The organism is Brevibacillus brevis (genome assembly GCF_031583145.1).
Classification (GTDB): Bacteria; Bacillota; Bacilli; order Brevibacillales; family Brevibacillaceae; genus Brevibacillus; species Brevibacillus brevis_E.
In genome coordinates this window covers 1-22175 of record NZ_CP134052.1, presented here as the reverse complement: position 1 = coordinate 22175, position 22175 = coordinate 1, and the positions used below count along the sequence as shown (strand labels likewise).

General features: G+C 45.9%; 28 protein-coding genes. 23 read left to right on the top strand and 5 right to left on the bottom strand.

Features of this window, described 5'->3' with window-relative positions:
* Positions 1-472 precede the first annotated feature (472 nt).
* From RGB73_RS30235 to RGB73_RS30145, 19 genes are all read left to right on the top strand, one after another.
* The gene (locus tag RGB73_RS30235; RefSeq protein WP_310774730.1) at positions 473-1312 is read left to right on the top strand and encodes an ArdC family protein; all 840 of its coding nucleotides are present in this window, start codon (positions 473-475) and stop codon (positions 1310-1312) included.
* A 423-nt stretch (positions 1313-1735) separates the two neighbouring features.
* On the top strand, positions 1736-2209 hold the full coding sequence (locus RGB73_RS30230; RefSeq protein WP_310774729.1) for a hypothetical protein: 474 nt from the start codon (positions 1736-1738) through the stop codon (positions 2207-2209).
* Positions 2210-2557: 348 nt separating this feature from the next.
* Complete coding sequence (locus tag RGB73_RS30225; RefSeq protein WP_310774728.1) at positions 2558-4111, top strand: DNA cytosine methyltransferase; 1554 nt, start codon at positions 2558-2560, stop codon at positions 4109-4111.
* Positions 4112-4576: 465 nt separating this feature from the next.
* Positions 4577-4888 carry a DUF3846 domain-containing protein gene (locus tag RGB73_RS30220; protein WP_310774727.1) on the top strand — a complete coding sequence of 104 codons (312 nt, stop codon included), beginning with the start codon at positions 4577-4579 and terminating at the stop codon, positions 4886-4888.
* 11 nt (positions 4889-4899) lie between these two features.
* The gene (locus RGB73_RS30215; protein ID WP_197186620.1) at positions 4900-5079 is read left to right on the top strand and encodes a hypothetical protein; all 180 of its coding nucleotides are present in this window, start codon (positions 4900-4902) and stop codon (positions 5077-5079) included.
* Between the two features lie 308 nt (positions 5080-5387).
* The gene (locus RGB73_RS30210; protein ID WP_310774726.1) at positions 5388-5759 is read left to right on the top strand and encodes a hypothetical protein; all 372 of its coding nucleotides are present in this window, start codon (positions 5388-5390) and stop codon (positions 5757-5759) included.
* Positions 5760-6085: 326 nt separating this feature from the next.
* Positions 6086-6358 carry a hypothetical protein gene (locus tag RGB73_RS30205; protein ID WP_310774725.1) on the top strand — a complete coding sequence of 91 codons (273 nt, stop codon included), beginning with the start codon at positions 6086-6088 and terminating at the stop codon, positions 6356-6358.
* 52 nt (positions 6359-6410) lie between these two features.
* Complete coding sequence (locus RGB73_RS30200) at positions 6411-7364, top strand: DNA cytosine methyltransferase (protein ID WP_310774724.1); 954 nt, start codon at positions 6411-6413, stop codon at positions 7362-7364.
* 81 nt (positions 7365-7445) lie between these two features.
* Complete coding sequence (locus RGB73_RS30195; RefSeq protein WP_310774723.1) at positions 7446-7628, top strand: hypothetical protein; 183 nt, start codon at positions 7446-7448, stop codon at positions 7626-7628.
* 246 nt (positions 7629-7874) lie between these two features.
* On the top strand, positions 7875-8195 hold the full coding sequence (locus RGB73_RS30190) for a hypothetical protein (protein WP_310774722.1): 321 nt from the start codon (positions 7875-7877) through the stop codon (positions 8193-8195).
* Positions 8196-8210: 15 nt separating this feature from the next.
* Positions 8211-9335 (top strand): toprim domain-containing protein, encoded by a 1125-nt coding sequence (locus RGB73_RS30185; protein ID WP_310774721.1) that lies wholly within the window; start codon positions 8211-8213, stop codon positions 9333-9335.
* 30 nt (positions 9336-9365) lie between these two features.
* Complete coding sequence (locus tag RGB73_RS30180) at positions 9366-9674, top strand: hypothetical protein (protein WP_310774720.1); 309 nt, start codon at positions 9366-9368, stop codon at positions 9672-9674.
* Positions 9675-9751: 77 nt separating this feature from the next.
* Positions 9752-9943, top strand: a complete 192-nt coding sequence (locus tag RGB73_RS30175; RefSeq protein ID WP_310774719.1) for a hypothetical protein — start codon at positions 9752-9754, stop codon at positions 9941-9943.
* Between the two features lie 140 nt (positions 9944-10083).
* Positions 10084-10341: a hypothetical protein gene (locus RGB73_RS30170; RefSeq protein ID WP_310774718.1), complete on the top strand. Its 258-nt coding sequence runs from the start codon at positions 10084-10086 to the stop codon at positions 10339-10341.
* Positions 10342-10675: 334 nt separating this feature from the next.
* Positions 10676-12181, top strand: coding sequence for an IS21 family transposase (istA, locus tag RGB73_RS30165; RefSeq protein ID WP_310774689.1), 1506 nt, complete (start codon positions 10676-10678; stop codon positions 12179-12181).
* Positions 12178-12906, top strand: a complete 729-nt coding sequence (istB, locus tag RGB73_RS30160; RefSeq protein ID WP_122958828.1) for an IS21-like element helper ATPase IstB — start codon at positions 12178-12180, stop codon at positions 12904-12906. The genes istA and istB overlap by 4 nt, the downstream gene beginning before the upstream one ends.
* Before the next feature lie 297 nt (positions 12907-13203).
* Positions 13204-13452, top strand: a complete 249-nt coding sequence (locus RGB73_RS30155) for a hypothetical protein (protein WP_310774717.1) — start codon at positions 13204-13206, stop codon at positions 13450-13452.
* A 35-nt stretch (positions 13453-13487) separates the two neighbouring features.
* Positions 13488-13844: a DUF5406 family protein gene (locus RGB73_RS30150; protein ID WP_310774716.1), complete on the top strand. Its 357-nt coding sequence runs from the start codon at positions 13488-13490 to the stop codon at positions 13842-13844.
* 98 nt (positions 13845-13942) lie between these two features.
* A complete protein-coding gene (locus tag RGB73_RS30145; RefSeq protein WP_310774715.1) occupies positions 13943-14239 on the top strand; it encodes a hypothetical protein in 297 nt (98 codons plus the stop codon).
* Between the two features lie 492 nt (positions 14240-14731).
* On the opposite strand, the gene RGB73_RS30140 is transcribed toward RGB73_RS30145, so the two are convergent.
* From RGB73_RS30140 to RGB73_RS30130, 3 genes are all read right to left on the bottom strand, one after another.
* Positions 14732-15280 (bottom strand): hypothetical protein, encoded by a 549-nt coding sequence (locus RGB73_RS30140; protein ID WP_310774714.1) that lies wholly within the window; start codon positions 15278-15280, stop codon positions 14732-14734.
* A 64-nt stretch (positions 15281-15344) separates the two neighbouring features.
* Positions 15345-15842: a hypothetical protein gene (locus RGB73_RS30135; RefSeq protein ID WP_310774713.1), complete on the bottom strand. Its 498-nt coding sequence runs from the start codon at positions 15840-15842 to the stop codon at positions 15345-15347.
* 225 nt (positions 15843-16067) lie between these two features.
* On the bottom strand, positions 16068-16298 hold the full coding sequence (locus RGB73_RS30130) for an AbrB/MazE/SpoVT family DNA-binding domain-containing protein (protein WP_197187599.1): 231 nt from the start codon (positions 16296-16298) through the stop codon (positions 16068-16070).
* Positions 16299-16472: 174 nt separating this feature from the next.
* Here RGB73_RS30130 and RGB73_RS30125 point away from each other — a divergent pair, with 174 nt between their 5' ends.
* The 4 genes from RGB73_RS30125 to RGB73_RS30110 all read left to right on the top strand — a co-directional run bounded on the left by RGB73_RS30125 (position 16473) and on the right by RGB73_RS30110 (position 19573).
* Positions 16473-16742 carry a MarR family winged helix-turn-helix transcriptional regulator gene (locus RGB73_RS30125; RefSeq protein ID WP_310774712.1) on the top strand — a complete coding sequence of 90 codons (270 nt, stop codon included), beginning with the start codon at positions 16473-16475 and terminating at the stop codon, positions 16740-16742.
* Between the two features lie 403 nt (positions 16743-17145).
* Positions 17146-17799, top strand: a complete 654-nt coding sequence (locus RGB73_RS30120; protein ID WP_310774711.1) for a MerR family transcriptional regulator — start codon at positions 17146-17148, stop codon at positions 17797-17799.
* 35 nt (positions 17800-17834) lie between these two features.
* A complete protein-coding gene (locus RGB73_RS30115) occupies positions 17835-19043 on the top strand; it encodes a ParM/StbA family protein (protein ID WP_310774710.1) in 1209 nt (402 codons plus the stop codon).
* Positions 19044-19123: 80 nt separating this feature from the next.
* Entirely contained in the window at positions 19124-19573 is a 450-nt protein-coding gene (locus tag RGB73_RS30110) for a hypothetical protein (protein WP_310774709.1), read from the top strand.
* A gap of 672 nt (positions 19574-20245) precedes the next feature.
* Here RGB73_RS30110 and RGB73_RS30105 read toward each other — a convergent pair.
* Together RGB73_RS30105 and RGB73_RS30100 are read right to left on the bottom strand one after the other, a co-directional pair.
* The gene (locus RGB73_RS30105) at positions 20246-20443 is read right to left on the bottom strand and encodes a hypothetical protein (RefSeq protein ID WP_310774708.1); all 198 of its coding nucleotides are present in this window, start codon (positions 20441-20443) and stop codon (positions 20246-20248) included.
* 49 nt (positions 20444-20492) lie between these two features.
* Positions 20493-20789: a hypothetical protein gene (locus tag RGB73_RS30100; RefSeq protein ID WP_310774707.1), complete on the bottom strand. Its 297-nt coding sequence runs from the start codon at positions 20787-20789 to the stop codon at positions 20493-20495.
* Positions 20790-22175 lie beyond the last annotated feature (1386 nt).

Here is a 22175-nt window from a genome sequence, read left to right as displayed (position 1 = left end):
CCCCAAATGTTCATCCTGGACGTTACGGCAGCCGGAGGCCGCCGCCGGGGGTCGGGGAATCGCCCGATAACCAGAGGACCTAGGCGTCCGCAAGCGCCCGCCAAGGCCCTCTAGGTTCCTGTGCGCTTCTTTATCCCTCCCACCCCTAACGCATGAAAGACATCCCCAGGAAGCTGAAAAGATCAAGAAGGAGGCCACCAGCCGTTTTCTGGTGGCTTTTTTTATTGGGGAAAGGCAAGGAAGGCTCCCGGCTGCGCCAGGAGCCTGCGGCCCCTAAAGAGGCTCATCGCCGTTTGGTCAGCGTACCACGGGCTTCTCACTGTATATGGCTGCGCCATACTCCCTACGGCTGCGCCGTGTCGCCCTCCGGGTACAGTGAGCCGCGCGCCTCGTGGTCCGTCTGAGCCACGGCGATGGCCCACCGGGGCCGCCCAGCGATAACCAACCAGAATCCAACGAGGAGCGATGTAAAATGTCTCAAAAAATCTATGAAATGGTCACGGAAAGAATTATGAAGATGCTGGAGCAAGGGGTCATTCCTTGGCGCAGACCGTGGGTTGTCAATGCGGCTGTAAGCTGGAAGACACAAACGCCATATAGAGGAATCAATACTCTGCTTCTGCCTGCGGGCGAGTACGCTACATGGAAGCAAATTACTGAGGCAGGCGGCCATGTGAAGAAGGGAGAAAAAGCCCATATCGTTGTATTTTGGAGATGGCTTGAAGTTGAGGACGAGGAAACCGGCGACAAAGAAAAGGTTCCGTTCTTGCGCTACTACTCCGTTTTTGAGATCAATACCCAATGTGAAGGGCTGGAAAGCAAGCGAGGGGAAATTTCATTCGAGCATGACCCGATTGCAGAAGCCGAAAACATTGTAAACGGCTTTGCGGATGCTCCGGAAATCTATTTTAGTTCTGGACGCGCTTACTACGTGCCGGCTAAGGACTATATCAGTGTTCCTCCGATCAATGACTACCCGAAGAAAGAGGAATATTACAGTACCTTGTTCCATGAAATGATACACTCTACCGGACATAAAAACCGCCTGAACCGTCCGGGGATCGAGACAGTAGCCGCATTTGGAGATGAGGTCTACTCCAAAGAGGAGCTAGTTGCAGAGATCGGCGCGGCCATGCTGTGCGCGAAGGCCGGCATTGATAACTCCACTATCGAAAACAGCGCATCGTATATTGGCAGTTGGCTCAGAGCGTTGAAAAACGATAAAAAACTGGTGGTGCAGGCGGCCGGCTTGGCTCAAAAGGGAGTGGATTACATTTTGGGTGTCAAATATGAAGACTGCCACGAGGAATAAAGCAAATCGCCGGCATTCCGGGGGTCTCCCCCGGAAGCCGGCCCCTGAAAGGATAGCTTCTGGACAAGCCAGAAGCTTTTTATTTTTTTCTCCAAGGCGATCGACCGCGGATGGTCGCGGTCGAAAAGGATAGGCAGTAGCATGACTGCTACTGCCTTTTGATCGAACGGAAAAGGAGGATACCGGTTCCACCGGTATCGCTATCAACTCATGGGGGGTGCTTGCGGTTTGACTCTACCACTTCACTCCTGCTCTCTTTCAAGATAGCCTTCGGTGGGCGATGAGGATTCGAAGAAGGGGAGCCAAGGCAGACTTAACCGCCTGCCTTCTGCTCCTGGATTCAAAGGCCCAATCTTGAAAGGGAGTCGTTTCGTGGTTCGTCCGCACCGCAAGCACAATGAAAACCCAGGAGGATGATCCACGATGAAAAAGACAAAAAGCCCAAAAAATCCAATGACTTTACTGATCCAATTACTAAAGAAAACGGATATCGCCTCGCTGGCCTACGTGGTCGAGGATCGGCTGGAGGATTATGTTCAGTGGGCGCAGCCATACGAAGGCGAAGGAGGGTACGCAGAAGGAACGGGGGAGCGATTGAGCCAGGCGGTGGAGTTTTTGAATCGACTGGAGGAAATCAAAAGTTTGTTGCAAACCGCCGGTACAGTACCCCAACTCGAAGATGGATTTTTTGCAGTTATTCGTTGGCATGAAGACGACATTAAACAGGCATTGGCAAACCGGGGGTATTTGGCCAACAAATCGAATGTGAAAAGGGTACTGAATTCACGGGCGGGCCGAACTCTGGTAGACCTATCGATCGAGGAAGGGTGGGCGATCCTGGAGGATTGCTTAGACTTTGTAGATGGCCTTGAACAGCGAAAACGCAGAAGCAGCTAGGGTTATTCCCTAGCTTTTTTTGTCGGGCGCGCCGCACTTCCGCCGGATGGCTGCCCTGCTCCGCAGCCATCCACTTCCGCGCGGCGAGTTTGATTTTGGCCACGCCAATCAAAGGCAAGGATGCCTCCCGTCTGCGCCGGGAGCCTGCGGCCCCTAAAGAGGCTCATCGCCGTTTGGTCAGCGTACCACGGGCTTCTCACTGTATATGGCTGCGCCATACTCCCTACGGCTACGCCGTGTCGCCCTCCGGGTACAGTGAGCCGCGCGCTCCGTGGTCCGTCTGAGCCACGGCGATGGCCCACCGGGGCCGCCCAGCGATAACCAATAACCATGAGAAGGTGACGAGAGATGTTACTAAAGAAAAGAGTCGGAAAAAATTCCTCCAGGGGGATTTACCTCCAGGATAAAGAGCTGAAAGAAACAGTCTTTCAACCAGGCCGGCATTACAAATACGTCATCGATGCAAAAAACCGAAAAATCATCATTCTGTCGTCTGACGATCAAAACGATAACGTTGTATCCAAGCGGAGAACAAAAGAGGACCTAAAGCCGGTCATCGACATTCGTCACAAAAAAGCATTGTCGGTTTTCAAAGGCGTCGATTACCTGCAGGTGGAGATCTTCGAGGATCGAATTGTGGTGGAGGGGTACGTGGAGGAAAAGCAATCGTTCTTTTCTTCCGTGGCCAGCGGAATTAAGAAAGCGTTCCGTGGGAAAGCCACCGTTTCCCATATCACGGATTTTCTCCGAATTAAGAAGACAGCCAGCATTGTCCTGTCGCGGGACCAGTTAAAAGAGGCCGTTGGCGATCACGTCAGTTACGAACAAATTTCTCTCTTTGATTTTCTTCCGGAAGCGACGGTTTCCCGACCAAGTAGGCTTTACAGCATCCAGAAGAAACTCAATCAGCTTGCCATTCCTCTTCAAGTGGCCAGCCTTTTTAGTGGGGCTGGGATCATGGATGTGGGCTTTCAACAGGCAGGATTTGACCTGGTTTTTGCCCTTGAACACGACGAGGACGCGGTTCAGACTTATCGCTACAACTTAGGGGGACATGTTGTCCAGGCTGATATAAAAACCTTCGATAAGTCCCGGATCACCAAAGCGCCGGTCATGATCGGGGGAAGTCCCTGCCAAGGATTCTCCAATTCCAACCGGTACACGAATTACCTGGATAATCCCAATAACAAATTGGTTAGAGAATTTATCGATGCAGTCAAAACCAATGAAAATGCCCAGGTTTTCGTCTTGGAAAACGTTCCGGAGATCCTTACTGCAGGCGGCGGGCAATTCAAAGAAGAAATCCTGGAGGCATTATCTGACTTTGAGATTACACATGACGTTATGAATGCGGCCGATTATGGATCGGCGCAGTTAAGGGAAAGAGCAATCTTTATCGGGAGCAAAATCGGGAAAATTGACATCCCAAAACCGTATTACAAACTATCCCAATACAAAACGGTTCGGGAGGCGTTTGCCGGCCTGAATGATCGAGTCCCGAATCAGTTAGATGTGAGCGATGCCAAAGACATTACGCTGGAACGGATGAAGCATGTAAAACCAGGAGGGAACGTCAAGGACATCCCCGTGGGCCTGCGGCCGAAGGGCCAGCACAGCAACATGTATAAGAGATTGGAATGGGACAAGCCATCGATTACCTTGGTCAATCCCCGTAAATCCATGATCCTACATCCGGAGGAGCAACGAATTATTTCCGTTCGAGAAGGGGCGCGGCTCATGGGATTGGATGACAGCTTTGTGTTCCTGGGGAAAAAGGCATCGAAACAACAACAAATCGCGAATGGGGTCCCGGTTGAAATGGCTTTTGCGATTGCGGAAGTCATAAAAAATGCCATCTTGTCCTTTAACATTCGTCATCGCAATCTATGCCATAGCTTTTGAGTGATGGGACTACCCGATTTAGGGTGGCCCTTTTGGGCGTTGCGGCAGCCGGAGGCCGCCGCCGGGGGTCGGGGAATCGCCCGATAACCAGAGGGCCTAGGCGGATGCAAGCGCCCGCCAAAGCCCTCTAGGTTCCTGTGCGCTTCTTTATCCCTCCCACCCCTAACCCAAATGAGGATAAGACACAAGGAAGCCAGAAAAGCCTTTGTGAGTGTTTCAGGGATGTTCTTTAGTGATAAGGATGGCTCCCTGGCTGCGCCAGGAGCCTGCGGCCCCTAAAGAGGCTCATCGCCGTTTGGTCAGCGTACCACGGGCTTCTCACTGTATATGGCTGCGCCATACTCCCTACGGCTGCGCCGTGTCGCCCTCCGGGTACAGTGAGCCGCGCGCTCCGTGGTCCGTCTGAGCCACGGCGATGGCCCACCGGGGCCGCCCAGCGATAACCACTACAAAGGAGAGATCCGCATGATCGTAGTAGTAAAAGAACCCAACAAGGCCGCAGAGATTCGGGAGATTGAAGGTGGCTTATCTGCCCTGCAGCAAATCGTTGATGGACGAATTGAAGTGATGGAATTGATAAACGGTTTTGATCTTGTGTGCAATGAGGAATTTTTGTTCTTGGATCTTGAACCCAATATTGTTGTCAATGGGGAGTTGTTTTTTGGCACAGTTTTCATTACAAAGGCTGATGATACAGGGAATTTTGTTTCGCTTAGTGATTCTGAGGTGAGGTTGGCAACCATGATCCTCAACCGAATGGCAGTACAACTTGTTTAGGAGGGATTACGATGCGCAAATGGTTGTCTCCACATATGTGGCTCAATGATACAGCGAAAGCGAAAAGCCCGGAAGAGCTGCAAAACATTATTTTCAGGTTATCCAATATGCTCACGTCGAAGCAGATTGAAACCTTGTATTATGACGACATGAAAAAAGACGGGTATTACGAAAAAACAGCTAAAAAATAGACGGGGAGGCCCCGTCTGTTTTTCAAAAGCAAGGAAGACACCAGCAAAGCCGGTGTCTTTTCATTTTTAAAGGCAAGGATGGCTCCCGGCTGCGCCAGGAGCCTGCGGCCCCTAAAGAGGCTCATCGCCGTTTGGTCAGCGTACCACGGGCTTCTCACTGTATATGGCTACGCCATACTCCCTACGCGGCAGCCGCCGCGTGTCGCCCTTCGGGTACAGTGAGCCGCGCGCTCCGTGGTCCGTCTGAGCCACGGCGATGCCCCACCGGGGCCGCCCAGCGATAACCTATCACAAAAGGAGAGATTTGCATGATCGTGGTAGTGAAAGAACCTTACAAGGGAGCAAAAATTCAAGAGGTTCAAGACGATTTATCTGCTCTGCAGCAAAAATGTTTCAACACATGGTATCACGGCACTACTCCAAAACGTTGTGAGCAAATCCTTTCCTCCTTCTTCAAACCGCAAATCGGAACGTATGGTAAAGGTGTTTATTTCAGTTCGAGCAAAGAAGGGGCGCGGGTGTTCGGTGATTGTATATTGGCGGCGATCATTGATGATAAGGACATTGATTACAGTGGGAAACGCCAGAAAGGTACGAAAGCTATCGCAGTCACGTATCCATCGGGTGAAACTGAATTGTGCGTGTACGACACGAAGATCATCAGGGAAATTCGATACTAGGCGGCCTGGATCGCTGTTTTTGCGGAACGAATCGTAGGGACGCAATGGTCGGGATAGGACGTTTAACATCGAAAGAAATCCGGAGAAATCCGACTTTACATTTGAAAATTATCTATGTTTATGATATTATATAGTTACGGCGATAACCAACCAACCCAAGAAAGAGGAGAGAGTTACATGGCAAAAAACATCGAGCAAACATTGGATCGTCTGGAGAATTTTCTTGAGAATTGGAAGAAGGGGATCCGTTAAGGGTTTCCTCTTCTCCTCACTCTGTTTTCATATGATGCACGTTGAAAATTAACAACGGAGGGAAGGCAGGGCGGATGAGCACGGAACAACTGAAAACAAGCTTGTTGGCACGTTTGGTCACGGTGTCAAATGAGATTTTTGAGCTGAAAGATGCCATGTTTCGTCTGGAGGAGGAATTGGCTTCCGATGGGTTAACGGTCAATAATTCTTCTCTCTGGAACCGTATGTGTGGCCGCCACAATCGGGCCGTTGAAGAAAAGCTTTTCCTTCGGGATATGCTGATAGGTTACTTTGGTATGACCTATGATGATTTGTTCGCCTTAGTGGCTGCAGGATTTGAAGAATAAAACGATTCCGGAATGGACTCAAAAAAACATTTCTTGAAAGGAAGTCTTTATAATGTTGCAGATTCCAGTTGGTTCCTTGTTTTCCGGGGCTGTAGATGGGATGGCGCAAGGGTTTGAAATGGCGTCTGATTGTTACAACGTGATTTTGTCAAACGAAATAGATCCCTCAGCAGTCAAGACCCACCAACTCAATTACTCGCATCGGATCATTGCTGATGATATTCGAAAGGTGAGTGTTGATAACTACCTGGATGTAAGAGAGGGCGTTTTGGTAGGGACATTTCCATGTGTTGAATATTCATTGGCTGCTAACATCCACAAGAAGAAGCGAGAAAGCAATTGGAAGCAGGCTTACCATCACGCAATGGTTCAAGATTTGTTCCTGCATTTTTTTCGCTATGTTGCCCTCATTCAGCCGGAAGTGTACCTATGGGAGAACAGTCCAGAAGTGAGGAAATTCCCGATTGTAATGGAAACATTCCGCAAGCTGCCGCCTTATGACTACTACGAAATGGAGTTGGATACAAAAGACTTTCGGCTCCCACAGCGGCGCAAGAGGCTTTTTGTGATTGGATTTAAACGCCGATTCACACCAGTTTCCCCCTTGTACTTCCAAGAATTTAACCGGCAACTGACGATTGGGGATATTCGCGAGGAAAATCCGGTGATCGATATTCCTGATTACGTGAAAAAGCGAATTGACGGCGGGTACCGGGATCTTCCCAGCGTGAAAGCAGATCATGATATAGGAAATACGTGTGTTGCCCACTATGCGCGGGATCGCGGAACGACCCTTATCTATGCACGTCCCGGAGAACCCAACTATAAGGGGCTTCGTCCATTTACAAACCGTGAGTATGCAAGGCAAATGGGAATCCCGGATGCGTTCCAGTTTGCGAATGCAACAACGACGAACTTTAAGCACATTGGAAATTCAGTGAGTCCCATTGTGGTAAAGGCTTTGGCGAAAATGATTCTGCCATATTTCGGAGAGAAAACCGCATAAAAAAGGGGGTTTTTACCAACAAATCATTGTAATACATCTATGTCTATGCTATTATATAAATAAGGGGAGGGGGTGATGACCATGGATGACATTACCTTCCTGGCGGTAGTGGTTTGCATCTTGACACTAGCGATTGCTTATAAGCAGATCGACTTACACATTAAGTTTACTTCCATCGAGCTTAAAGTGACCGCGGATCGTAAAGATGAAAAAGCCGAAAAAAAAGAAGGACCCGACCACGAATCGGATCCTTCTAACCGCTAATCGAATGGGTAGGTGGGTTTGCCCGCCTTACCTACCCTTCCCTTATTACTACTCATTATATCCGAAAATATGCGAGAAGAAAAGGAGGTTGTCCGGAATGAATGGACTTGCTGTAATTCTCTTGGTCATATCGTGTGTCGTTCTGTGCGGTGTCTATCTCAATCAACGGTCACTTTCGAAAAAGATGGATCGCATGACTAAAAAGTAAAGATGGACAAGCCTTGAGAGGATTGGGGGTGATGTGTCTTGTTCCTGTTGCGTAATAAATACCTGCTGTTTTTGATTGTGACGGGTGTAGCGAGTCATTTTGGTACGATTCCCATTTTCGTCGTTGTCATTTATATTGCAGCAAAGTGTTTCGCGGATCCGGGAAGTAGCATTGCCCTCCATACCGAAAAAATGGAGAAGGAAATTTTGGATGGTACGGCACAATACTTAATAAATGAGATCCATAAAGTGCCGGTTGCTGAAATGTACCTTGGCATTTGTCTTGTGGTAGCGATCATTGGCGCTGCTGTTGTCCTGGTATGTGGACGTTTCTTTGAAAGAAGGCAAGAACGCATGTGATGGAGGAATTTTTCGATGTTTGTATCAAGGGAAACGCTGGATGAGCTGATGGCTGCTGTGTCATTGGAGGACGTTGTACTCTCCACTGGTTATGGAGTGAGAGGGACCGGTAAATCAAAAGGAATTGAACGTTGTCCGAAGTGCGGTCGGGATTGGACCCATATCAAGATCAATTCGCGGAAGAATCTTTTTCGTTGCATGTCTCCGAGTTGCGGATGGGCGGGGAATGCGTTTCATTGGGTCATGGAAACTAGAGGGTGTCAATTTCTTGATGCGGTAAAATACGTTGCTGCCTTGGGGAATTTCGAGTTGCCACAGTCCACGAAAGAGGAAAAGCAACATTTGCAACGCGTCCAAAAATGCCTGCAGGAAACCGTCCGGTTTTACAGTCAGTTCTCCCATGAATACATCGCAAAGCGCGGTATCACGAAAGAGACTGCCGAACAGCATTTGGTTGGCTACGCTCCAGGTGGAACGGTATTGAAAGACCATCTGAATCATTTGGGATTTGATGATATCTTTCTGGAGGAAGTTAAATTGATTCGCCGCGTGGGTGACAACTTAATGGATAGCTTCTTCAAAAGGGTAATCGTGCCAATCTACATGGATATTCGGATAGTCGATCTTTACGGTCGTTCCATTTACGACAAGGGGACCAAGCACTTTTACCTCAATGGCCAAAAGATACTTATGGGGTATGACGACATCGTACCAGGAGAGCCGGTTTTGATTGTCGAGGGTCCTTTTGATTGGCTATCGCTCAAGCAGCACAAGGTAATGAACGCAATTTGTACGGGTGGAGCCAGTAAGTTTAGTTCCTTCCACATTCACCGGCTAAAAAAGAAAGGTGTGCCAATGGCATACATCGGCTATGACACTGGCGACAAGAACGGATCAGGCCAAGAGGGTGCAATTGAAGCAGGCTTGATGCTGCAGGATGCGGACATACCGTCCAGAATCATTCAGATGCCAGAGGATACGGACGTAAATAAGCTGCTACGTGACCAATCAATTGATACCTACCGCAATTTGATTCAGAAAGCTTTGCCGTTTGAAAAATATCATACCTTTCATACTCTTTCTAAAATACCGACCGATTTAATTCATGAATATTTGAACAGCGTAATTACGCGGGGTTAATGTCAGATGGTCTAAGAAGGGGGCTAATTCATGAATCTCACTTCAACGTTTGTTTTGATTTATGAACCAGTATTTCTCTTAATCGCTATACCTGACGAGAATTCGGAAATCTCTTACCAAGATTTTAAGGTATGGTCGAAGGATGATGACGAAGATTTACGATTTTGCTACATGAAACTTTTTGATGGAGCAACGGTTCCACCGCATGTCATGGATGCAATTGCGGATAGTGACATTAGGCAGATTGCATGGGAAAATCTTTGTATTACGGGTCGTTCCCTTGCAGCGACAATCGCTGAGTGCTTACTAAGAATTGGAGTAAGAGTTTTATTAACTTAATAGTGCGGAGTACCAGGTAGGAGTTGCTGCGCGGATCGCCTGGCTACAAAATGCTCATTATGACAAGGAGGGGTTTGATGTTTGTTAAGTTGCAGGAAAAAATTGATTTTACTTTTACTCAAGGTTACGAAATCGTACATGAGAGGGTTAGTCCGTCTGGGAGCTTTAAAACTGTTGTTATGAAAAGCGATGACTATGTAACTGTTTTTCAAAGTCAGGTCTACGGTGACTACGAAGACGTGTATTGGACAGTTTTGTCTTCTGAATAATTGGAAGTGTTGAAAAAAATAGAGTTGAAAGATTTTAGAGACAAACCGAAACGAAAAATACCGATTTGTCCGAAGTGTGAAGGGAAAGAATCTCCGAATAGTGTCGAACGGATCAGTGAAACTACCTGGAAATGTTTTGAATGCTTCACGGAGTTTCAAGTTTAAGAAAAGGGGATGCGGTTCACATGTCAAAGTTGGCTGAGATCCAACAGGAATATGAAAACATTATGGCATCAGATATAAGTGATTTTCAGAAAGACAGGCATCTCTCGGAGTTGATGACACAGATGGAAAGGGAGTTTCAGATTCCCGCGCTCCAAGATAAAGAGTGGGAAGAGAAAAACAAACCGGTGATCGCCATGTATCGCAAGCTGTCCATGAGCCGAAAAACGGTATGATCAAGAAAGTCTTACCAGAGCATAAGTGGCTGGTTGTTATCTCGTCTCCTGGGTATTCACGGTGTTATTGGAAAGTAATTCGCTTTAGCGATCGGACAGAAGCTCTTTTAGAGGCAGTTGCCTACACTGAATATGTTTTGAAATTGATGATCAAGAGAGATGAAGAGGGCCAAGAGGATGTTCCGCTTGTTTATGGCAGGATAAAAGTGCAGAGAATTGCGGCGGAAAACTGCAGAGTTCCACCGCAATTCTGAGGCCATGAAAAAGGCACTTGCCAACATCCCCCTACAAAATCTACCCTTGGATTTGGCGAAAATCTGAGGGAGTGAGAGGAATGTTGAAAGTGCCACAACAACAGTATATCCGATTTTTGCGGGAAGTCGAAGGGTGTTCGATTCAGGAAATTGCGGAACGTGTCCAGGTGAATTGGCGAACCGCCAAGAAATATGCGGATCGCGACGACTGGAATGAACCGGTATGCAAGCGAAAAGGCCGCCATCCGGTGTTGGGACCGTACTTAGAGATTATTGACACATGGCTGGAGGATGATGAGCGTCTTCCACGCAAGCAACGCCATACAGCCGTCCGCATGTTTCAGCGGTTACGGGATGAGTACGGCTTCCCTGGCGGGCAGCGAACCGTATCCGAATATGTCTCGAAGCGAAAGAAAGCCATGGCAGCCGAACGAGCCGAACATTTTGAGCGTTTGGAGCATCCAGGCGGGGAAGCCCAGGCTGACTTTGGGACGGTGTACGTGGTCAAGTCGGGAGAACTGGTGGAGCGGAAAGTATTGACCCTGTCGTTTCCGTACAGCAATGCCGCCTTTGTGTTCCCGGTTCCGAAAGAAAACACGGAATGCTTTCTGGAGGCCTTAGGGCGGCTATTTCAGCAAATGGGAGGGGTTCCTCGCAAGATTTGGTTTGACAACTTGTCCGCTGCTGTTGTGTCCATCCAGCAAGGCGGAAAACGAGAGTGTACGGAAGCGTTTCGGCGTTTCTGCGCCCATTACCGCTTTGAGCCCCTGTTTTGCAATCCATACAGCGGCCATGAGAAAGGCCATGTGGAAAACAAAGTGGGGTATGGACGCCGGAACTGGTGTGTTCCGCCACCGGTTATCGATACGCCGGAACAACTGGAGACGTATTTGGCGGAAGCTGCCCGTGCGGATATGCAGCGCCCTCACTATGTGAAAAAGCAAACCATTGCCGAGTTGTGGGAGCAAGAAAAATGCAAGCTGCTGACGCTGCCGACGACACCGCTGGAGATTTTCCGGCTGGAGACGTGCCACCTGAACAAATACGCTGAGCTGTCGTTTGACGCGGCTCTCTTCCCGTTGCCGCAGTGTCGGGCCATGCAGCCGGTTTTGGTGAAAGTCAAGTGGGATGTGCTGGAGGTGTTAACGGCAGACGGGACATATACCCCGATTGTGACATTGCCTCGTCCCTATACGGAGAAAGTCATTCCAGTAGATTGGAAGGCGGTATTGAAGAGATATGAAAAACGCCCGCGGGCGGTGATGTATTCTTCCTTTACCAACATGATGCCTCAGGCGCTCCAAACGTTTTTGACGGTGGAAGACATGAATGCACGAAAAGCACGAATTCGCCTGCTCCATCGATTACTCGACACCTATACGTTGGAGGAAATTGGGCAAGTACTGGGAGAATTGTCGCATCAGCAAGAGCATCTGGCTGTTGCCTTGGAGCATGCCCTTTACGCGATAAAACACCCTGTTTTCCGCCCGGAACCGTTTTCAGAGTCGCATACACCCCCTGCCCTTCACGGGCAGATACCAATGCTGGAAGAGTACGACCGGATCCTGGGGGTGAGGGTGGAATGAGAGAAGAGCTGGCAAAGGTGTGCAAAACTTTGCATTTGGCGCATGTGATGGAAACCTATGAACAGGTGCTGTTTGAAGATCGGGAGAGCTTCCTGCTGGGTGTCTTGCGGATGGAGATTCAGCGGCGAGAAGAAACCAAACTGAAGCGATTATTGAAGAAAGCCGCGTTTCCCCAACTGAAGACACTGGAGGATTACGATTTTGAGGCAGTCACCTTTCCGGAAACATGTACAAAGGAGGGATTGATCGACCTGCGTTTTTTGGAGCGTAAGGAAAATGTGCTGATGCTGGGAAAAGTGGGCACGGGGAAGACCCATCTGGCAACAGCGCTTGGCGTAGAGGCGTGCCGAAGAGGATATGCCGTTCGATTCTTCCGTGTTCCCGATCTGGTTGCGCTCTTGCAGGAAAAACACGCGAATGGGGCACTGATGCGGTTTCAAAAAGAACTGGCAGACTGTGAGTTGTTGATTTTGGACGAGGTTGGGTTTGTTCCCTTTCACCAAACGGGGGCTGAGCTGTTGTTTCATGTCATCTCGGCTTGCTATGAGAGAAACAGTGTGATTGTGACGTCGAATTTGGAGTTTGGGCAGTGGAATACGGTGTTTGGAGATACGCGATTGACGGCAGCCCTTGTGGATCGCCTCGTCCACCACGCCCATATTCTGGCGTTTACCGGAGAAAGCTACCGACTGCGCCATGCTCTATCCAGCATGAAGTCTTCCTAAATTCTTTTGTATTGATGTTGGCAGTGTTCTGCATAAATTGGCCGCCAAACTCTGCATTTTTGAGTTGCAAAATACACCGCTAAAGTGGGAGTGTAAGCTTATCTGCGAAACGGATGAGGATTTCAGCGATACCTTATCGGAACTGGAATTTGACGATCGTGCCGAAGAAATTGATGAATTTTGGTATATGCGTTTTTGAAGTGAGTGGTTACTTAACACTGTAGTTATCGAGAGTAGCCGGGTGGATTGGTGTGGTTGCCAACTGCTCAAAATGCAAAAGAGAGGAGAAAAACGATAGTGAAAATTAATTCTTTTTTAGAAAGACATGAATATCTAAGGTTTGCTTTAGTGTATATTTCGATGGTAATTAGGCTTGCATTAGTAGGAATATTTGTTTGGAGTTTATTTTACTATTCCGAAATTAATAACTTCCGTGTATTGACTGGAATTGAAAACGAATTGATTCATTGGACTGCTTTGGCCATCTATGGTTTAGGAGGCAGTTATGTTTTAGTTCCACAGCTATTTAAAAGGGTCAAAAAGTAAGTAACATTTTCAAAATGTGATGAGGAGGAAAAACGATGATGGAATCCATGAAATATTACAATGCTTTTGAAATGCCTGAGCGAACAGTCCACACGACAGAAGTTTATGTTCGAATCGGAAAGCATGTAGCAACAATCCAGCACAAGATAGGTGGAAACTGCTCTGGTGAGTCAATCCTGAACAGTGCAATCAGTCATGTAGCTGACTGGGAATTTTGCTCCAAAGAAGTCAAGGTCGGTTCTGCTGTAGATAACGATGAGGGTGTAGCAATCTCCTTGACTCTTTATCACGAGAAATCTGGGAAGCCATACACGGTTCATTTTGAAGATGACGAAAGGGTTCTGCGTGATCACATCGTTGGTGTTCAAATTGTCGACTGGCAAGAGGACTAGGTATTTATCTCAATAGTTAGGGGAGGAAAGAACGTGATTCCTTGGAAAAAGAGGGTTACTTATCCTAAGATCAGTAATTAAATGTAGAGGTGAACAACTTGCTAAAAGAAAATGAAATGAGGATATTAGAAGCACCAAGTGAAATATTTGTAAGCGATGATATCAAACCAAATAAATACATAATACAGAATATCGATAATTGCCATTTTGTCATTCATAGGGAATTATCAGAAAATGAAATGGAGCAGACTCTTCCTAACCATATGCTTTTTGATTACGAGGGAAAATCTTGGCTGGCTGTAATCGCTACATTTGGATCAGAGGAGGAAGCTGAAATTGCCGTTCATTCATACTGGAATGCAATCAAGCAGCTTGTCGAAATGAGCAAAAACTAAATACATTTGGGAGGCATTCATATGAGTGGTTTTGTAAAGGCTATTAGCACATTGTAGCATGGCCTGGGTGTCCTTGCTTTCGTGTCCCTTATTTTGTTTGGTCTTGATTATGCAGGTATGGGCAGTACAGCAAAAGTCTGTTTTATCGTTTTGTCGACTGTTTGGGGAGTTTTGCTTGTTGTTCGTCTTGGCGTTTTGTTTGCTAAATGGAGTGCGAAAGAGTAAACCCCCTACTTAAACGGAAAAGACCAGGAGGATCCTGGTCTTATTTTTTCGTGATTGGACACAGATAGTTATTTCCAGAGATAGTTCCATTTAAACAAGAACATCGATTGTGCCTGATCAGTCTAAAACTTTATTTTCCAGTCTAAAACTATATTTTCACCGAACAGAAGCCCGTGCCGCCAGTCGGTTGCTCTGCAGTAGGTGGATATGTAGTCATGTTGTTATGGAGGCACGCATACCTGTTCCGTATGAATCCAAATCGTGGTGTTAAGCACTCCCAGAGGTTTTTCTGTCTGGTTCATTGCTGGATGGGCCGTGATATTTGTTTTTGTATCCAGGAGCAATCGAGGGCAGAAGGCACGTAACGGCATAATCGAGGGCGATGGTTGCCAGTCCATCAGCGGAGATATTCAGACCCGAGGTAAGAGGGTGAATATAATTTTCAGCGACATCTTTGGTAACGAAAAATGATGATCTTTTCGTTATCCCCTCTTTGATCCTTTTGTAAAGCTCATCAGCCATGCACTCAATGTTTTGGTTTGCAATCAATGTAAAACGGTAAGCACCGTCTGAACTGATGGGTAAAGAAATACTCCGGTACATCGAAGGTTTTACATAATCGATAAAGGTTCGATTGATGAGTGTCTTATTCAAGACTGACTCCAGAGTAGCCGCCAAAGATGGTTCATTCAAGAATTTCTTTAGTGATTTCATTTCAGCAAGGAGAGTCCCGGGCAGCCAGGGGCGCAACTGCTTCTTCTTGTCAGATCGTACCTTCCTCAGCTCCTTTTCCCTCTCCCCTTCTCTTCTTTTCATAAAAAACACCACTCCTCTGCTTGAATAACTCATGGACAGTGTCCAATGTCCATTGTCCAATAGTTTAAGACGAGGCTTTTTGAAGCAGCTTAACTACTTTAGGTATGGGCATGTTGCGAAAGCTTTCATGCCCTTTACGGATAAAAAACCTGAGCAAATCATTTTGATCGATTTGGTAATATGCCTGACCATGATTTGTTTGCTCATCTTCAAGATATTCATTGATCATTGCAACCAGGTCGTTTATGGCTTTGATTTCTGTTGAGTGTAAGGTTGCATGTATTTGCTTAAATTTTGTCTTTCGAGTATCTTCGGAGTTTGCCATGAAGTGATAAAATGCTTTTGAAAAAGGTGTAAAGCCGAGATCTAATGCCTGTTCTATTCCTCTCCGGATTAACAACCGGCTCAGATCATCCAAGTCATAATCTTCTTCATCATCCGAGTTTAATGTGTAATTAATGGCATGGGTTAAGCGCTCCAGGTTGCTATGCTCTTTGGTGTCGATCAAAAATGAGACTCGTTTAAAGTTGTACATTGCTCGTTCAAACCAATTTAGTTTCATAATTGTTCAACTCCCTCCTATTTTGTATAAGTTCCGAAGAGAATGGCCAAACTGCTACTAATAAATCTAAGAAAGGATTTTGGCCATGCAGCGAAAAGTGATTCCATTCCCTAAAAATGAACAGGACTTCTCCGATGAGCAACTTCGCTTATTAGCGACTAAATTGAAGGAACAAAGAAAATGGATGGAGCAACTCAAGAGCAATTCAAAAAAACCCAAGGGAAACTAAAACGTTTTTTTAAGCCCGATAGCTGGAATTTTGCTTGTTTTATGGACCGGGGATATATTGGATAAGGATTCCCCTTCTCTAATAACCCGAACGACGAAAGTATTATTTGAGAGCAATTCAAAATGGAGAACACTCCCCTTTTGAATATTGAGCTTTTTTCTGAGTGCTGCGGGTATTACAGTTTGGCCTTTTGACGATACAGGGGAATACAAAGGCTTTTGTATCATTAGATGCCCTCCTTTTGAGGTAAGAGGTTTCTTACCTTACTTACATTTCTTACATATGCGCTTGTCCGTTTTATCATTCCACAAGATTCGGAGGTCAGAGTATAAAGCTTGCGTCCATTAAAATAGTATGATATTATATTAAATAATAAGATATTTATTAGAGGGGGTGTTTTGATGCCTTTTCCAAGCGATGTTTTACTGGCTATCTCAAAAAGGATGACGGATTCTTCATGGGAAATCCTGCAGATTCTCAAATCAAAGGAGTCTTTGGCTATTCTCGATCTTATGGCCCTTTCGCAGCTTAAACAAAGCAAGTTTTCAACTGAGCTTGCACGTTTAGATGGTGCTGCATTAATCGAACAGCAAAAAGACCCGAAGGATAACCGGCGTATATTTGTCTCGATTAATGAGAACGGTTTGGCGATAATGTCATATCGGAGCTAATTCCACTCCCCCTTCCCTACTGTCACCATAAGGTGACTTTAAAATAGATCACAAAGTATTACTTTATATCACCTAAGTATTACTTAATTAATAAAAAGTAATACTAAATATAATCAAAGTATTTCTTTTTTCTTCTAAAGTAACACCGCAAACAGGAGGAAAAGTGAATCACTTGTAGAATGTTAATCATATGTGAGGTGCCGGGAGTGAATCACTTATTGAACATGAATCACACGTGACATAGTTGTGGTGAATCACTTGTTTGGAGTGAATCACAAGTGAAATGCTGGTTGTGAGTCATTTGTTGACTGTGAGTCATGTGTGAAAGTGTTCGTGTGAATCATTTGTGGGGTGTAGATCCCTTGTGTGCGTGGTGTATCATTATTGAGAGGAGGGGATATCGATGGTAGAAGGGGAGAAACAGCATTGGAAACTCAATGAGTTTTCGAAACAAATCGGCAAGCACTACAACACAGTTGATTCGTGGTTTAAAGAAATGGAGAGAAAACGAATCCATTATATAAACCGTGTTGAATCTTCTGGCGAAAAGGTCTATGACTCGAAGGATCTGGAGATTGGACTATTCATCAAGAAGAAGAGGGAAGAAGGGTGGAATTTAGACCCGATCTTTGACAGTGTTGCCCAAGAGTTTGAGGTTCGGCCTTTCCCAGCCGGATCCGATAACCAATTAGAGGTTAGCGATCCTGCTGAACTAAGAAAAGTGCTTCTCAGAGAGTTTGAGCAGATGGCGTATCGAATTGCGGAACAAAAAGCAAGTGAAGCAATTAGGGCATTGCCTGAACCGAAAAGTAGGGAAGAAGAACGACAAGAAAAGATCAATGATTTCATCACACAATCACGGATCCTTGACCAACTTGAGGATGAAGCGCTTGCTTTGTGGTATCAAAAGCCTGAAACAGAAAGGGTTAAAAAGACTGGCCTTTTTGGTTTGGTTAAGATTGAGGACGTTGAAAACAGGGACAAGTTCGTTAGAGACTACATAAGAAAACATAAAGAAGAACGAATCCGAAAAGAATTTGGAATTAAAGAAAATTAAACATAGACAAACATATGAATAGGGAGGTAACAAGTATGACAAAGAAATTGAAGTTTAGTGTTGGTAATGATAACGGTAACAGTGAGCAAGACATTATCATTGATGGTAAATTGATCAGGCAGCCAAACGTAAATTGCCCAGTTGATGGCTTGCCTTGGACGGAAGAAATAGTACCAGAAAGTCTTGTGACAAACTTATTGGATCAGCTTATTGTTACGGTGGATTCCCCAAGTGCAAGACCAGGTATGTATTACGTTGGTCAATTCGCTCTTAAAAGTGGCGAGATTCTTGATAATATGCAAGTGGGAATCGATATGAAGTGCGATGTCGATTTACCGATTATTAATACTTTAGCGAATATCAGTGGCTACGCCGTTCAAAAGGTATATGAAGATACAAACGAATTGCCAGAATCGATTCAGGTAAAAGTGGATATGACTACTGCTTTGCCTGTAACGCAGCATAACGAAGAGTCAGCAGCTAAGTTTGAACAACGATTTATGATTAATGGACAGGCTCATAAAGTTACTGTTCACTTGGGTAAAAAACGTGTCAATGTCGAAGTGATCTTTAGCTATGTGAAAGCAATTCCCGAAGCAACACCTGTGACTTTCTCTATTCAAAAATCATTAGATGGGGAATGGAGAAAAGACGACATCTTTAAAGAGTTTGCTGAAACCAATAAGCTGGATAAGGTTACGGGGCAGTATTTCGCAGATAAACGCATTCTACATATTGATATTGGTGATGGAACGACCGAATATCCAGTTACCGTTGGAAATCAGTTCTTGCGCCAGTTCGTTCATGGCAGCAATCATGGTGCTGGACATGCAATCGAAGAGGCATTAGATGAATTTAACCGTCTCATTCATTTGCCCGATTCTCCGCGTCAATTCTTTAGTGATGTTATAAAGCAACCGACACATAAATACCATGATCGTGCTCAAAAAACGTTAAGATTGCCGCTAGACAACCAGGCTAAACAAATCATACGTAACGTTCGAAATCAGCTCACTAAAACAAGAAATGAGATCGATGTACTTATTGTTTATGGTGGCGGTAGTATCCTGATGAGATCGGTGCTTGAACCATATTTGAAAACGTTGTGCGAAGAACGGGAAATTCAATTGTTTTACATTCCAAAAGAATATGCCGTTACGATGAATGCGGAAGGGCTGTACATTTTTACAAAGAGTAAGATCTTCACCGCTTTGAAAGCGAAGTCGCAGCAAGCTACAGTGTAAATCTGATTCAAAAAACTTAGGGGGGTGATCAATTGTCTAGGGGAATAAAGAAAACGAAAGTTCCAGGTGACGTGATCACTATGAAAACCCGTTTAGATGAACACCCACTGATTATGCAGTGGATTAACAGTCAATCTAATCATGGGGATTCCATCCGATATTTAATTGAACAGGATATCATAAGGCGTGGGGGAGTGCAGAACCTACAACTTTTGATCCCTACGGAAAGAAATCTAGGAGAGCTTATGAACCAGGTGCCTGTAGAGACGCGAATATCTCAGCCTGTAGTACCTCCTGCCCATACAAGCCTACCTAGTTCGGAGATTATACAGCCTTTGGTAACCCAAGATAAGGCGGAAAGTGTAAAGGTGGTAGCGACAGAAGAAAAGCTCGTACCACAGGAAACCAATAACTCTTTTGAGGTAAAAGGCTCAGTATCAGAAGAAGAACACGTAAAAGATCCTGATCATGAGGATAGAGACGAAGTGCAGCTAGACATTTCAGATAGTGATATTGAAGCTTGGGCTTGAAAATGTATAAGAGACGTTTGGGAAGTTAGAACACTTTCTAAGCGTCTCTTTACTTTTTGTTTAATTCTTTCTCGGTCAATTGCTGAGTCGTCCTTCCCCAACAACGGCGTGTGAATCTCGAGAAACCCGTAGACCACTCGCTGGCCGTGAGCAGCAGGAGAAGGCCGTGCCCGCCGGTGACTCCGGCGCGTTTGTCCGGGGATCGGTAAGGACCTGGGAGGCCGCGCCCTGGCCCGGCAGGTGATGGGGGATAGGGGGGGACCATCCTGACCGCCGCTTGCCGCTTGCAGTGCCAGAAGAAAGTAGGGGGCAGCGTCTTTCAGCCTCAGTCGGTGATGAGCAGCATGAGACGTCTTACCCGCCGGTCGGCCCCGACCGCCGGCTGCAGATCCGGAAGAACCAGGAGGCCGCGCCCTGGACGCCGCCGTGCGGGTTGTGAATGCGATCCTGAGCGGCAGCAGCCTGGTCTTTCTCTTCTGGATCGCAAGAAGGTCTATCACTTGCACTTGAATTTCAAACAGGGTGTGAAGTGGTGGTAATATTCGTGTTTTCAACAAAAATCTCCGGAGCAGCTTCGCAGCGCCTGGCAATTATTTCGTGGAAAAGGCGAATGCTTTTTTAACTAGGGAGCTGTAGATCGAAGGTTAAACCCGAACAAAAAAAGAGAGCAGCCTAATTAGCCGCCCTCATCCTGTCTGTTATGTATATGATTCCAAAGTAAACTGGCAGTGTCAGAGCTGACAGGAAGAATGGATTGATTTTGTCTTGCTGGGTAAAGCAGATCCAGACAATACCAACAGTGGCTATCAGTTTACTTGCCAGATTAATAGGTTTTTCATGCTTCTCCATGAATCGAATGACTTTGTTCATCTTCAAGATCTCCTATATTTTGGTACAAATCTAACGTCTTTTTGATCAATTATTGACATGTTTGTTGTTTGTTCGCGGATACTAGAGTGATTCCACCTTTCAATGTAAACTCACCATTTAGTTTGTTGCATGAATCACATGCTGGAATAATTTTTTCTCCTGATACATTTGAATTAATAACATGAGCGCCAAGTGTTGGTCTATTATTGCAATTTGCAATCGAACAGGTACTTGGCCAAGATTTACCTGAATTATTAATCCAATGATCCTTCCATGAACCGCAATTACATGACCGACCTCCAGTGCCTTTTTTATTTTTCCAACCAACTGCAGTTACAGTACCCATAAAAATCCTCCTACTCTTTCGATATTGTACTTATCATTTATTGTAGCACCGATTCCATTAATTGGATAGAACGGGTGTTTGTTTTTCTACCCACGTCACACTCGGACGGCCATGAGCTGCAGTGGACGTCTTGCCCGCCGATCGCCACTGGCCGTTCGGCTGCAAAGCCGAAGAAAGTAGGGGGTAACACCCAGGCCGGTGATGAGTTGCAGGAGAAGCCCGTGTCGACCGGTTGCCCCGTCCTGTCGGTGTAGATCTGGAGTAAACAAGGAGACTACGCTGCCGGCTGCACGTCGAAGCTGTCGGAGACGGCTGGAAGGTGGGCCTTTTTCTAGTGATTATCAACTACATAAAGAGATTGCAGTGTCTCATAAGAGAGGAATAATAGGGTAGTAGTAGTTGGGAGAAACGGTTACAAGACGAGCTTATTTCTGTCATCTACATCTGATATAAGTGTTATCAGGTAATACTAAGGTATTAATAAGTATTACTTTGTTTAACTGAGTATTACATTAGTTTTTAAATTTTCGAGCCAGTTGTTTGGGGCGGTTTAATAGTCATCCAGTGAAGTTTTTCGGTCGGTTTATGCAGTCTCTTTTGTATATTTTTCATATGATATGATATTTTTTAATTTAACATTATATAATATCAACTTTTTTTAGCCTTGATATTATAGGATTTTCCTTTCCGCAATATCATTCTAACCTTGGTGTATGATTTGAATTTCATTGGATTTTATACATAGTTTATGAGGATCTTATTTTGGCTTTTGACTTGAGAGAAAGCTTTATAGCAGTTTGCACTTCATTCACGGATAGTAAGAGACAAGTGACATCGCAGGTGGCAGATCAGGGCGCTGCTGGTAGATTGAGGGTCGCACAACTGAGTACGGCACACTGGATGCGGATCCGGAAAGATCCAGGAGTCTCAAGGTTGTCTACAGCAGGGATGATCTGCAGGAGGCATTTTGCCCACAGGAAGGCCCTGGAAACCGGCTGCAGATTCGATCAGAACGATATGCCCCTTGCCTGGCCACTAGCGGTGACGATCTTCTGACGGCGGATAGAGCCATCGATGGATGTCTGAACTGGACTGCTCCAGTCAAAGCGGTTCACTTGCTGTCTGCTACTGTTTTTTCGTGATCTTTAGTGACTGATTGAAACTGTTGCGATTGCGAACAATTCGTTTCTGATGGTGTATTGCCGTGCGGTTTTGGATTGGATCGAGGCTCATCTGAGATGTCGAGCTAAGAGTATAGCTTCGAAGCAAGGACTTCGAAAAAGCCCCCCTTGCAGCCCGAAGGCTGCTTGGGGGGTTTTTCGTGCGTAAGTGCAGGATATAAAGATTGCTACCGCAATCTTATAAGTCGCTTCGCGACTTGGTTTG

Coding starts and splice junctions, on each gene's coding strand:
- RGB73_RS30100 (WP_310774707.1), bottom strand. CDS start 20,789: ATGGGTACTGTAACTGCAGTTGGTTGGAAAAATAAAAAAGGCACTGGA.
- RGB73_RS30205 (WP_310774725.1), top strand. CDS start 6,086: ATGAGCACGGAACAACTGAAAACAAGCTTGTTGGCACGTTTGGTCACG.
- RGB73_RS30180 (WP_310774720.1), top strand. CDS start 9,366: ATGAATCTCACTTCAACGTTTGTTTTGATTTATGAACCAGTATTTCTC.
- RGB73_RS30110 (WP_310774709.1), top strand. CDS start 19,124: ATGAAAACCCGTTTAGATGAACACCCACTGATTATGCAGTGGATTAAC.
- RGB73_RS30210 (WP_310774726.1), top strand. CDS start 5,388: ATGATCGTGGTAGTGAAAGAACCTTACAAGGGAGCAAAAATTCAAGAG.
- RGB73_RS30150 (WP_310774716.1), top strand. CDS start 13,488: ATGATGGAATCCATGAAATATTACAATGCTTTTGAAATGCCTGAGCGA.
- RGB73_RS30115 (WP_310774710.1), top strand. CDS start 17,835: ATGACAAAGAAATTGAAGTTTAGTGTTGGTAATGATAACGGTAACAGT.
- RGB73_RS30135 (WP_310774713.1), bottom strand. CDS start 15,842: ATGAAACTAAATTGGTTTGAACGAGCAATGTACAACTTTAAACGAGTC.
- RGB73_RS30125 (WP_310774712.1), top strand. CDS start 16,473: ATGCCTTTTCCAAGCGATGTTTTACTGGCTATCTCAAAAAGGATGACG.
- RGB73_RS30225 (WP_310774728.1), top strand. CDS start 2,558: ATGTTACTAAAGAAAAGAGTCGGAAAAAATTCCTCCAGGGGGATTTAC.
- RGB73_RS30230 (WP_310774729.1), top strand. CDS start 1,736: ATGAAAAAGACAAAAAGCCCAAAAAATCCAATGACTTTACTGATCCAA.
- RGB73_RS30185 (WP_310774721.1), top strand. CDS start 8,211: ATGTTTGTATCAAGGGAAACGCTGGATGAGCTGATGGCTGCTGTGTCA.
- RGB73_RS30170 (WP_310774718.1), top strand. CDS start 10,084: ATGCTTCACGGAGTTTCAAGTTTAAGAAAAGGGGATGCGGTTCACATG.
- RGB73_RS30195 (WP_310774723.1), top strand. CDS start 7,446: ATGGATGACATTACCTTCCTGGCGGTAGTGGTTTGCATCTTGACACTA.
- RGB73_RS30120 (WP_310774711.1), top strand. CDS start 17,146: ATGGTAGAAGGGGAGAAACAGCATTGGAAACTCAATGAGTTTTCGAAA.
- RGB73_RS30200 (WP_310774724.1), top strand. CDS start 6,411: ATGTTGCAGATTCCAGTTGGTTCCTTGTTTTCCGGGGCTGTAGATGGG.
- istA (WP_310774689.1), top strand. CDS start 10,676: ATGTTGAAAGTGCCACAACAACAGTATATCCGATTTTTGCGGGAAGTC.
- RGB73_RS30140 (WP_310774714.1), bottom strand. CDS start 15,280: ATGAAAAGAAGAGAAGGGGAGAGGGAAAAGGAGCTGAGGAAGGTACGA.
- RGB73_RS30215 (WP_197186620.1), top strand. CDS start 4,900: ATGCGCAAATGGTTGTCTCCACATATGTGGCTCAATGATACAGCGAAA.
- istB (WP_122958828.1), top strand. CDS start 12,178: ATGAGAGAAGAGCTGGCAAAGGTGTGCAAAACTTTGCATTTGGCGCAT.
- RGB73_RS30235 (WP_310774730.1), top strand. CDS start 473: ATGTCTCAAAAAATCTATGAAATGGTCACGGAAAGAATTATGAAGATG.
- RGB73_RS30130 (WP_197187599.1), bottom strand. CDS start 16,298: ATGATACAAAAGCCTTTGTATTCCCCTGTATCGTCAAAAGGCCAAACT.
- RGB73_RS30220 (WP_310774727.1), top strand. CDS start 4,577: ATGATCGTAGTAGTAAAAGAACCCAACAAGGCCGCAGAGATTCGGGAG.
- RGB73_RS30105 (WP_310774708.1), bottom strand. CDS start 20,443: ATGAACAAAGTCATTCGATTCATGGAGAAGCATGAAAAACCTATTAAT.
- RGB73_RS30175 (WP_310774719.1), top strand. CDS start 9,752: ATGTTTGTTAAGTTGCAGGAAAAAATTGATTTTACTTTTACTCAAGGT.